The organism is Streptomyces lincolnensis (assembly GCF_021173675.1).
GTDB classification, from domain to species: Bacteria; Actinomycetota; Actinomycetes; order Streptomycetales; family Streptomycetaceae; genus Streptomyces; species Streptomyces lincolnensis_B.
In genome coordinates this window covers 354,554-365,618 of the sequence record NZ_JAIHON010000001.1, presented here as the reverse complement: position 1 = coordinate 365,618, position 11,065 = coordinate 354,554, and the positions used below count along the sequence as shown (strand labels likewise).

Below are 11,065 nucleotides of genomic sequence, written 5' to 3'. Positions count from 1 at the left end.
CCCTCCACGACAGTGCGACGGCTACGGCTACGGCAGCTGTGCCGCCCGTGCCTCACGCCGGTTGTCGCGGAAGTTGTTCACCCGGCGGGCCGTGGCGAACAGTGGGATCACCGCGCCCATGACCAGCTGGAGCGCGCAGCCCGTCTGCAGGAGCAGCTGTCCGCCCGGGGCGTCGAACGCCCAGGCCGCCAGCAGGCCCATCGCCGAGACGATCCAGGCGAGCATCGCCACCGCGAGGATGCCCCGCGGCTTCGGGTACTCCACCCGGCTCACCATCAGCCACGCCGTCCCCAGGACCGCCATCAGCGTCGCCTCGAAGGGCAGCTCGAGGAGCACGATCGAGACCACGGTCAGCGCCCCGAAGGGTGACGGCATGCCCTGGAAGGTGCCGTCCTTCACCGTCACGCAGGAGAACCGGGCGAGTCTGAGCACCACCGCCAGAAGCACCACGATCGCCCCCACCGCCGCCACCCGCTGGGAGGCGTCGGCGGCGACCATGCCGTAGACGAGGACGAAGTACGCCGGTGCCAGGCCGAAGCTGACCAGGTCGGAGAGGTTGTCCAGCTCCGCGCCCATCGGTGAGGAGCGCAGCTTGCGTGCCACCAGGCCGTCGAAGAGGTCGAAGACCGCCGCGCAGAGCATCAGGATGACCGCGGTGGCCGCGCTGTTGCGGGCCATGCCGGATTCCTGGGTGTCCGTGAGGTGCGGGATCAGGATGCCGGTGGTGGTGAAGTACACCGCCATGAAGCCGCACGTGGCGTTGCCCAGGGTGAGGGTGTCCGCTATTGAGAGGCGGAGAGAGAGGGGCATCTCCTCCTCTTCGTCCACCTCGTCGGCCGCGGGCACCCAGCCCGTCTGTGTCTCAGGATCAATCACGGTCAATGCGAGTCACCCCAGCCACGGTCTTCTGACCGACCTCGACCGCGACGTCCACGCCTTCCGGCAGGTAGATGTCGACGCGCGAACCGAAGCGGATCAGACCGATGCGGTCACCCTGCTCGACCTTCGTGCCCTGCGGCACGTAGGGAACGATGCGACGGGCCACCGCGCCGGCGATCTGGATCATTTCGATGTCACCGAGTTCGGTGTCGAAGTGCCAGACTACGCGCTCGTTGTTCTCGCTCTCCTTGTTGAACGCCGGAACGAACCCACCCGGGATGTGCTCGACCGACGTCACCGTGCCGGAGAGCGGCGCGCGGTTGACGTGGACGTTGAGCGGGCTCATGAAGATCGCGACGCGGGTGCGACCGTCCTTCCACGGCATGATGCTCTGCACCACACCGTCGGCGGGCGAGATGACCCGGCCCGGGGCGATCTCGCGCTCGGGGTCGCGGAAGAACCACAGCATTCCCGCCGCGAGCGCGGTGGCGGGTACGGCGACGGCCTTGGCGGCGCCGGAGCGGCGTGCGCGGGCCAGGCTGAGGGCTGCGGTGGCGACGGTCGGGAGAAGCCACGGCGATGCTCCGCGCGCGAGGCGTGCGCCTACCAGGCTGTCGCGGTGTGCAGAGGTTTGGCTGTGGGGCATGGATGACCTTCGTAGCGGATGATGCCGCGCTGCGTGAGGGGGACGGCGGCTTTCCCGGGATGGTACCGGTCGCGGGCCACAACTGGGCAAGCCAGGAAGCCGAGTCGGCGGCTGAAGAGTGTTGACGGGGTGTGATCTTCTTCTCGAGGAAAACACCCCATTCCGGACATCTAGCCCTGGAGCCGATACTCTTCGAGCAGCCTGCGACCGATGATCATTTTCTGGATCTCGGCGGTACCTTCACCGATCAGCAGCATCGGCGCCTCCCGGTAGAGGCGCTCGATCTCGTACTCCTTGGAGAAGCCGTAGCCGCCGTGGATCCGGAACGCGTCCTCGACGACCTCCTTGCAGTATTCGGAGGCGAGGTACTTCGCCATCCCCGCTTCAAGGTCGTTTCGTTCGCCGGAGTCCTTTTTGCGTGCCGCGTTCACCATCATCGCATGAGCGGCCTCGACCTTGGTAGCCATCTCGGCCAGCTTGAACTGGATGGCCTGATGCTGTGCGATCGGCTTGCCGAAAGTGTGCCGTTGCTGGGCGTACTGGACGCCCAGTTCGAAGGCACGCTGAGCGACGCCGCAGCCACGCGCCGCCACGTTGACGCGGCCGACCTCCACGCCGTCCATCATCTGGTAGAAGCCCCGGCCGGTGACTCCGCCGAGCACACGGTTGGCCGGAATCCGCAGGTCGTCCATGATGAGCTCGGTGGTGTCGACCCCCTTGTAGCCCATCTTGTCGATCTTCCCGGGGATGGTGAGGCCGGGACGGACCTCCCCGAAGCCGGGCTCCTTCTCGACCAGGAAGGTCGTCATCGACTTGTGGGGCGCCGTCCCCTCGGGGTGTCCTTCGTCACTTCGGACGAGTACGGCGACCAGAGTTGACGTTCCGCCGTTCGTCAGCCACATCTTCTGGCCGTTGAGGACGTACTCGTCGCCGTCCTTGACCGCCTTGGAGCTGATGGCCGACACGTCCGAGCCAAGTCCCGGCTCCGACATCGAGAACGCGCCGCGCACCTCGCCGGCCGCCATCCTCGGCAGGAAGTGGTCCTTCTGCTCCTGTGTGCCGTGCTGCTTGAGCATGTACGCCACGATGAAGTGGGTGTTGATGATGCCGGACACCGACATCCACCCACGGGCGATCTCCTCCACACACAGCGCGTACGTCAGGAGCGACTCGCCCAGACCGCCGTACTCCTCGGGGATCATCAGGCCGAACAGGCCCAACTCCTTGAGCCCGTCGACGATCGCTTGCGGGTACTCGTCGCGGTGCTCCAGCTCGGTCGCGACCGGGATGATCTCCTTGTCCACGAAGTCCCGTACGGTGGACAGGATCTCCTGCTGGATGTCCGTCAGGCCGGCGGTCTGGGCGAGTCGCGCCATGGTTACTTCTCCTGCTCCCTGAGCTGGGGGCGGCCGGGCTGCTCGCCGCCGCGCTCCTTGATGTACGTCTCGGTCGGCACCATCACCTTGCGGCGGAACACGCAGACCAGCGTGCCGTCCTGCTTGTAGCCCTTGGTCTCGACGTAGACGATCCCGCGGTCGTTCTTCGACTTGGACGGCGTCTTGTCGAGGACCGTCGTCTCGCCGTAGATCGTGTCGCCGTGGAAGGTCGGCGCCACGTGCCTGAGCGACTCGATCTCCAGGTTGGCGATCGCCTTGCCCGACACGTCCGGCACGGACATGCCCAGCAGCAGCGAGTAGATGTAGTTCCCCACGACGACGTTCTTGCCGAAGTCCGTCGTGTTCTCCGCGTAGTTGGCGTCCATGTGGAGCGGGTGGTGGTTCATGGTGAGGAGGCAGAAGAGGTGGTCGTCGTACTCGGTGACCGTCTTTCCGGGCCAGTGCTTGTAGACCGCCCCGACCTCGAACTCCTCGTAGGTGCGTCCGAACTGCATGGCCGTCACGCCTCCGGGATCTCGAACTTGGTGGTGCGCCGCATGCCGGCCGCGCGCCCCTTGCCGGAGATGACCAGCGCCATCTTGCGGCTGGCCTCGTCGATCATCTCGTCGCCGAGCATCGCCGAGCCCTTCTTGCCGCCCGCCTCGGACGTGTAGTAGTCGTACGCGTCCAGGATCAGTTCGGCGTGGTCGTAGTCCTCCTGGGAGGGCGAGAAGATCTCGTTGGACGCCTCGACCTGGCCCGGGTGCAGCACCCACTTGCCGTCGAAGCCGAGGGCCGCTGCGCGCTGGGCGACCTCGCGGTAGCCGTCGAGGTTGCGGATCTGCAGGTAGGGGCCGTCGATCGCCTGGAGGTCGTTGGCGCGGGCGGCCATCAGGATCTTCATCAGGATGTAGTGGTAGGCGTCCGCCGGATAGCCGGGCGGCTGCTCGCCCACGACCAGCGACTTCATGTTGATCGACGCCATGAAGTCGGCCGGGCCGAAGATGATCGTCTCCACGCGCTGGGACGCCGTCGCGATCTCGTTGACGTTGTTCAGCCCCTGCGCGTTCTCGATCTGCGCCTCGATGCCGATCTTCCCGACCTCGAAGCCCATCGTCTTCTCGATCTGGGTGAGCAGGAGGTCGAGGGCGACGATCTGCTCGGCCGTCTGCACCTTCGGCAGCATGATGCAGTCGAGGTTCTGGCCGGCCCCCTCGACGACTGTGACGACGTCGCGGTACGTCCACTCGGTCGTCCAGTCGTTGACGCGCACGACCCTCGTCTTGCCCGTCCAGTCGCCCTCGTTGAGGAACTTGACGATGGTGTGCCGCGCCTCGGGCTTGGCGAGCGGGGCGCACGCGTCCTCCAGGTCGAGGAAGACCTGGTCCGCCGGGAGGCCCTGGGCCTTCTCCAGGAACCGGGGGTTCGAGCCCGGTACCGCCAGGCAGGAACGCCGGGGGCGAAGGCGGTTGACCGTGGTCATGCGGGGACCTCCAGGGGGTCGAGCTTGTTCGCTGTGCGGATCTCGTCGACGATGCGGCCGATGATCCCGGTGATGTCGAAGTCCTTCGGGGTGAAGACGGCGGCCACTCCGGCGGCCCTGAGCTGCTCGGCGTCACCATTCGGGATGATGCCACCGGCGATCACCGGGATGTCTGTGGCACCGGCCACACGGAGCCGCTCCAGCACGTCCGGCACCAGCTGCGCGTGCGAGCCGGACAGGATCGACAGGCCGACCGCGTGCACGTCCTCGGCGAGGGCCGCGTCCACGATCTGCTCCGGGGTGAGCCGGATGCCCTGGTAGACCACCTCGAACCCGGCGTCCCGGGCCCGCACGGCGATCTGCTCGGCGCCGTTGGAGTGCCCGTCCAGGCCCGGCTTGCCGACCAGGAACCGCAGCTTGCCGACGCCCAGGTCCTTCGCCGTCAGGTCGACCCTGCGGCGGACGTCGGCCATGGCCGAGCCCTCCTCCGCCGGGACCGCGACCGGCGCCGAGGACACGCCGGTCGGCGCGCGGAACTCGCCGAACACCTCGCGCAGCGCCCCGGCCCACTCGCCGGTCGTCGCCCCGGCGCGGGCGCACTCCAGGGTGGCCTCCATGAGGTTGCCGGTGCCGCGGGCGGCCTCCTTCAGCTTCTCCAGGGCCTTGCAGGGCCGCGGGTGGTTGAAGGGCGGCTGGTAGCGGCTGTCGCGCCACTGCTGGAGCGAGGCGACGACGCGGGCCTCGACCGCCGGGTCCACCGTCTGGATCGCGGTGTCCAGGTCGGCGGTCAGCGGGTTCGGCTCGGTGCCCTCGAAGATGTTGACGCCGACGATCTTCTCCCGGCCGGACTCGATCCGGGCCCGGCGCTCGGCGTGCGAGGAGACGAGCTGCGACTTGAGGTAGCCGGACTCGACGGCCGCCATCGCGCCGCCCATCTCCTGGATACGGTCGATCTCGGCGAGCGACTCCTCGACCAGGCCCGCCACCTTCGCCTCGATCACCTTCGAGCCCTCGAAGATGTCCTCGTACTCCAGCAGGTCGCTCTCGTACGCCAGCACCTGCTGGATGCGCAGCGACCACTGCTGGTCCCAGGGCCGGGGCAGGCCCAACGCCTCGTTCCAGGCGGGCAGTTGCACGGCACGCGCGCGGGCGTCCTTGGACAGCGTCACGGCCAGCATCTCCAGCACGATCCGCTGGACGTTGTTCTCCGGCTGCGCCTCCGTCAGGCCGAGGGAGTTGACCTGGACGCCGTAGCGGAAGCGGCGCTGCTTGGGGTTCTCGATGCCGTAGCGCTCCCGCGTGACCTGGTCCCAGATGCGGCCGAACGCCCGCATCTTGCACATCTCCTCGACGAAGCGGACGCCCGCGTTCACGAAGAAGGAGATGCGCGCCACGACATCGCCCATGCGCTCCTGCGGCACCTGGCCGGAGTCGCGCACGGCGTCGAGGACCGCGATGGCCGTGGACATCGCGTACGCGATCTCCTGGACCGGTGTGGCTCCCGCCTCCTGGAGGTGGTAGCTGCAGATGTTGATCGGGTTCCACTTGGGGATGTGGGAGACCGTGTACGCGATCATGTCCGTCGTCAGCCGGAGCGAGGGTCCCGGCGGGAAGACGTGCGTCCCCCGGGACAGGTACTCCTTGACGATGTCGTTCTGGGTCGTGCCCTGGAGCTGGGTGATGTCGGCGCCCTGCTCCTCGGCGACGACCTGGTAGAGCGCCAGCAGCCACATGGCGGTGGCGTTGATCGTCATCGAGGTGTTCATCTGCTCCAGGGGGATGTCCTGGAACAGCCGGCGCATGTCACCGAGGTGCGCGATCGGCACGCCGACCCGGCCGACCTCGCCGCGGGCGAGGACGTGGTCGGAGTCGTAGCCGGTCTGCGTCGGCAGGTCGAACGCCACCGACAGGCCGGTCTGGCCCTTGGCGAGGTTGCGCCGGTACAGCTCATTGGACGCCTCGGCCGTGGAGTGACCGGCGTAGGTGCGCATGAGCCACGGCCGGTCCCTTTCCTTTTGTGCCTGCGGCGCGGTCTGACGCTCACTCATGGACGCCCCTCAGATGTTGCGGAAGCGGTTGATGGCGTCGATGTGCCGGGCGCGCTTCTCCTCGTCGCGCACGCCCAGACCCTCCTCGGGGGACAGGCACAGCACACCCACCTTGCCCTGGTGGAGGTTGCGGTGCACGTCGTAGGCGGCCTGGCCGGTCTCCTCCATGGAGTAGACCTTCGACAGGGTGGGGTGGATCTTGCCCTTCGCGATCAGCCGGTTGGCCTCCCAGGCCTCGCGGTAGTTGGCGAAGTGCGAGCCGATGATCCGCTTCAGGGACATCCACAGGTAGCGGTTGTCGTACTCGTGCATATAGCCCGAGGTCGAGGCGCAGGTGGTGATCGTGCCGCCCTTGCGGGTGACGAAGACGCTCGCGCCGAAGGTCTCGCGGCCGGGGTGCTCGAAGACGATGTCGATGTCCTCGCCGCCGGTGAGTTCGCGGATGCGCTTGCCGAAGCGCTTCCACTCCTTGGGGTCCTGGGTGTTCTCGTCCTTCCAGAACTTGTAGTCCTCGGCGTTGCGGTCGATGATCGCCTCGGCGCCCATCGCGCGGCAGATCTCCGCCTTCTGGGGACTGGAGACGACACAGATCGGGTTGGCGCCGCCGGCCAGCGCGAACTGTGTGGCGTAACTGCCGAGTCCGCCGCTCGCGCCCCAGATCAGCACGTTGTCGCCCTGCTTCATGCCGGCGCCGTTGCGGGAGACCAGCTGCCGGTAGGCGGTGGAGTTGACCAGTCCGGGTGCGGCCGCCTCCTCCCACGACAGATGATCGGGCTTGGGCATCAGCTGGTTGGACTTGACAAGTGCGATCTCTGCCAGCCCGCCGAAGTTGGTCTCGAAGCCCCAGATGCGCTGCTCGGGGTCGAGCATCGTGTCGTTGTGGCCGTCCGAGGACTCCAGTTCCACGGAGAGGCAGTGCGCGACGACCTCGTCACCGGGCTGCCAGGCGTTGACGCCGGGGCCGGTGCGCAGGACGACGCCCGCGAGGTCGGAGCCGATGATGTGGTACGGCAGGTCGTGGCGCTTGGCCAGCTCGTTGGTGCGGCCGTAGCGCTCCAGGAACCCGAAGGTCGACAGCGGCTCGAAGATCGAGGTCCACACCGAGTTGTAGTTGACACTCGATGCCATGACGGCCACCAGGGCCTCGCCGGGGCCGAGTTCCGGCACCGGCACGTCGTCGAGGTGGATCGACTTGCGCGGGTCCTTGTCGCGGGTGCTGAGCCCCGCGAACATCTCCGTCTCGTCCTTGTGCACGGTGATGGCGCGGTACGACTCGGGGAGCGGCAGAGCGGCGAAGTCGGCCGGCGTCGAGTCGGGCGACTGGATCGCGTCCAGGATGTCCTTCACGGTCACGGTGTTGCCTCCGGCGGTGAGCGCCCTGAGGGAGGGGCGCCGATGGTTACGTCGGTGCTGCTGAGGGTTGGGTGGAAAGTGCCGTCGGTTCGGCGGTGGTGCTGTTCGGCAGCGCTTTGTGGCGCGGGAGGTTGCCTGTGACGCAGGCGTCCGGGCGCGCAGGCCATGAGCTTGCGGGGACAGCCGGCGTACGAAAGGTCGCTGCACGCCGGCCGCCCGGACATCTTCAACGTATGGCACCGCGTGTCACCGTGCAAGGCACTCGGTGCCAGAAAGTTCGCTCAGGTGAAATCTTTACGTAACAGATGAGCGATGATCGATCGTTCTGCGCCCTCACGCAGACGAGAAAGGGACTTTCAGGGGGTGGCCGTCCGGGTCAGGAGCGCTCGTGCAGCGCCCGTTCGATGGTCCGCATGACCTCGTCCAGCGGGGTGTCCACGCGGGCCACCGTCACCAGGACCTCGCCCTGCGCGGAGGCCGTGGCCGCGGCCGGCCTGGACGTGTTCGAGCGGCCCGTCCCGAAGGCCTTGCGGACGATCGCGAACGCGTGGTCCAGCTGCGCCTCGACATCGCCCTGGCCGCCGGCCCGCAGCCAGCGCCGCAGGACGTGGTTGTGGGCGGTGACCACGGCGGACGCGGCGACCTCCGCCAGCAGCGGGTCGTCGTTGGCGTCGTCGTCGTGCGCGTGCTCGTCGAAGTGGCCCAGCAGATAGCGGGTGAAGAGCCGCTCGTAGCGGGCCACGGACGCGATCTCCGCCTCGCGCAGGGTGGGCACCTCGCGCGTGAGCTTGTAGCGGGCGACCGAGATCTCCGGCCGGGCCGCGTACATCCGCATGACTTCCTTGATGCCCCGGCACACCGTGTCCAGCGGGTGCTCGTGCGCGGGCGCCGCGTTCAGCACCGCCTCGGCCCGGATCAGCGTGTCGTCGTGGTCGGGGAAGATCGCCTCTTCCTTGGACCGGAAGTGCCGGAAGAAGGTGCGCCGGGCCACCCCGGCCGCGGCGGCGATCTCGTCGACGGTGGTCGCCTCGTACCCCTTGGTCGCGAACAGCTCCATCGCGGCGGCCGCGAGTTCCCGGCGCATCTTGAGCCGCTGTGCGGCCGCGCGACTGCCCGCGGCACTCTCCGGCGCGTCGGGCGTAGCTGGTGTACGTGAGGACTTGGCGGGCTGGGACATGCCCTGAACGTACTGCATGTGCGCAGCTTGCTGCGCATGTCCCCGGTTTCCCCGGCCCTCGGCGGCCGGGGGAGCACCGTGCCGGGCGGGCGGGGGAGTGCTGTGCCGGGCGGGCGTCGCGAACCCGCCCGGATCCAGCAGCCCGCCCCAGTCCGCGCCGCCCCGGTCCTCGCCGTCCGTGAACCAGTCGCCCGGCCGCTCAGCGCCGGGCATACTCGCGGAAGCCGCGGCCCGTCTTGCGGCCCAGGCACCCCGCGGCCACGAGGTGCTCCAGGAGCGGGGCCGGCGCCAGGCCCGGGTCGCGGAACTCGCGGTGCAGGACCTTCTCGATGGCCAGCGAGACATCGAGCCCGACGACGTCCAGCAGCTCGAAGGGGCCCATCGGGTAGCCGCCTCCCAGCTTCATCGCCGCGTCGATGTCGTCGAGGGAGGCGTAGTGCTCCTGGACCATCTTGATCGCGTTGTTGAGGTAGGGGAACAGCAGCGCGTTCACGATGAAGCCGGCCCGGTCACCGCAGTCGACGGGGTGCTTCCTGACCTTGCCGCACACCTCGCGGACCGTGGCGTGGACGTCGTCGGCCGTCAGCACCGTGCGGACGACCTCGACCAGCTTCATCGCCGGCGCCGGGTTGAAGAAGTGCATGCCGATCACGTCCTGCGGACGCGAGGTGGCGCGGGCGAGGGCGATGACGGGCAGCGAGGAGGTGGTGGTGGCCAGCACCGCGCCCGGCCTGCAGACCTTGTCCAGGGCCTCGAACAGCTGCCGCTTGATCTCCAGGTCCTCGGCGACGGCCTCGACGGCCAGGTCGACGTCGGCGAACGCGTCGTAGGAGCCCGCCGGAGTGATCCGGTCCAGGGTCTGGGCGGCGGCCTCCGCGGTCAGGCGCCCCTTGTCGACCGAGCGGGCGAGGGACTTGCCGATCCGGGCCCTGGCGGACTGCGCCTTCTCCTCGCTGCGGGCGGCGAGGACCACCTCGTAGCCGGCCTTGGCGAAGACCTCGGCGATCCCGGAGGCCATGGTGCCCGAGCCCGCGACACCGACGCGGCGGACCGCACGGCCGGCGGTCTCGGAGCCGCCGGTGACCGGGGTCAGGGCGTCGGCGACGACCGTGGCGCTGCCCGGAGCCTCGTAGGTGTAGAAGCCGCGGCCCGACTTGCGGCCGGTCAGGCCCGCCTCGCTGAGCTGCTTGAGGATCGGCGCGGGGGCGTGCAGCCGGTCGTGGGACTCGGCGTACATGGCTTCCAGGACCGTGCGCGCGGTGTCCACGCCGATCAGGTCGAGCAGCGCGAGCGGGCCCATCGGCAGCCCGCAGCCCAGCCGCATCGCCGCGTCGATGTCCTCGCGGGAGGCGTACTTCGCCTCGTACATCGCGGCCGCCTGGTTGAGGTAGCCGAACAGCAGCCCGTCGGCGACGAACCCGGGCCGGTCGCCGACCGCCACGGGCTCCTTGCCCAGCTCGACGGCGAGATCGGTGACGGTGGCGACGGCCTGGGGCGCGGTCAGCACCGAGGAGACGACCTCGACCAGCTTCATCGCCGGCGCCGGGTTGAAGAAGTGCAGCCCGAGCACCCGCTCCGGGTGGGCCGAGTCGGCGGCCAGCCGGGTGACGGACAAGGCGTTGGTGCCGGTCGCCAGGATCGCCGCGGGGCGCACGATCCCGTCCAGCTCGCGGAAGATCTGCTGCTTGATCTCGTACGACTCCGGCGCCACCTCGATGACCAGGTCGGCGTCGGCCGCGGTCCGCAGATCGGTGGACGTGCTGATCCGGGCGAGCATGTCGGCCCGCTCCTGCTCGGTCAGCCGGCCGCGTTCCACGGCACGGGCGGTCGCGGTCTCCAGGGCGGCGACGGACCGGGCGGTCGCGGCCTCGCTGATGTCGATGCCGACGACCGTGCGGCCGGCCTTGGCGAGGACCTCGGCGATGCCGGTGCCCATGGTGCCCAGGCCGATGACGGCGACGGTCCTGATCGGGGAGGAAGCCGGGGAGGAAGAGGTGTCGGACAGGGGAGCGGCCATCGCGGGACTCCAGGAATGAGGGGTGACGACTGGGAACGCGCCCCGGTACGCCGAGGGCGCACCGGGTGCGTGGGAGATGCGGGTGA

The 11,065-nt window shown here is 68.9% G+C and carries 9 protein-coding genes; all 9 read right to left on the bottom strand.

The window, feature by feature from the left end:
- Window positions 1–27: 27 nt before the first annotated feature.
- The gene (gene pssA / locus K4B79_RS01580; RefSeq protein ID WP_232024737.1) at window positions 28–846 is read right to left on the bottom strand and encodes a CDP-diacylglycerol--serine O-phosphatidyltransferase; all 819 of its coding nucleotides are present in this window, start codon (window positions 844–846) and stop codon (window positions 28–30) included.
- A 22-nt stretch (window positions 847–868) separates the two neighbouring features.
- Window positions 869–1,525, bottom strand: a complete 657-nt coding sequence (locus K4B79_RS01575; RefSeq protein WP_232024323.1) for a phosphatidylserine decarboxylase — start codon at window positions 1,523–1,525, stop codon at window positions 869–871.
- Between the two features lie 170 nt (window positions 1,526–1,695).
- Complete coding sequence (locus K4B79_RS01570; protein WP_232024322.1) at window positions 1,696–2,901, bottom strand: acyl-CoA dehydrogenase family protein; 1,206 nt, start codon at window positions 2,899–2,901, stop codon at window positions 1,696–1,698.
- Between the two features lie 2 nt (window positions 2,902–2,903).
- Window positions 2,904–3,416 (bottom strand): MaoC family dehydratase, encoded by a 513-nt coding sequence (locus K4B79_RS01565; protein ID WP_232024736.1) that lies wholly within the window; start codon window positions 3,414–3,416, stop codon window positions 2,904–2,906.
- Between the two features lie 5 nt (window positions 3,417–3,421).
- A complete protein-coding gene (locus K4B79_RS01560; protein ID WP_232024321.1) occupies window positions 3,422–4,384 on the bottom strand; it encodes an HpcH/HpaI aldolase/citrate lyase family protein in 963 nt (320 codons plus the stop codon).
- Window positions 4,381–6,432, bottom strand: a complete 2,052-nt coding sequence (locus K4B79_RS01555; protein ID WP_232024320.1) for a protein meaA — start codon at window positions 6,430–6,432, stop codon at window positions 4,381–4,383. Before K4B79_RS01555 ends, K4B79_RS01560 begins: the two co-directional genes overlap by 4 nt.
- A 9-nt stretch (window positions 6,433–6,441) precedes the next feature.
- Complete coding sequence (gene ccrA, locus K4B79_RS01550; protein WP_232024735.1) at window positions 6,442–7,779, bottom strand: crotonyl-CoA carboxylase/reductase; 1,338 nt, start codon at window positions 7,777–7,779, stop codon at window positions 6,442–6,444.
- Window positions 7,780–8,161: 382 nt separating this feature from the next.
- Window positions 8,162–8,962, bottom strand: coding sequence for a TetR family transcriptional regulator (locus tag K4B79_RS01545; protein ID WP_232024734.1), 801 nt, complete (start codon window positions 8,960–8,962; stop codon window positions 8,162–8,164).
- 199 nt (window positions 8,963–9,161) lie between these two features.
- A complete protein-coding gene (locus K4B79_RS01540) occupies window positions 9,162–10,979 on the bottom strand; it encodes a 3-hydroxyacyl-CoA dehydrogenase family protein (RefSeq protein ID WP_232024319.1) in 1,818 nt (605 codons plus the stop codon).
- Window positions 10,980–11,065 lie beyond the last annotated feature (86 nt).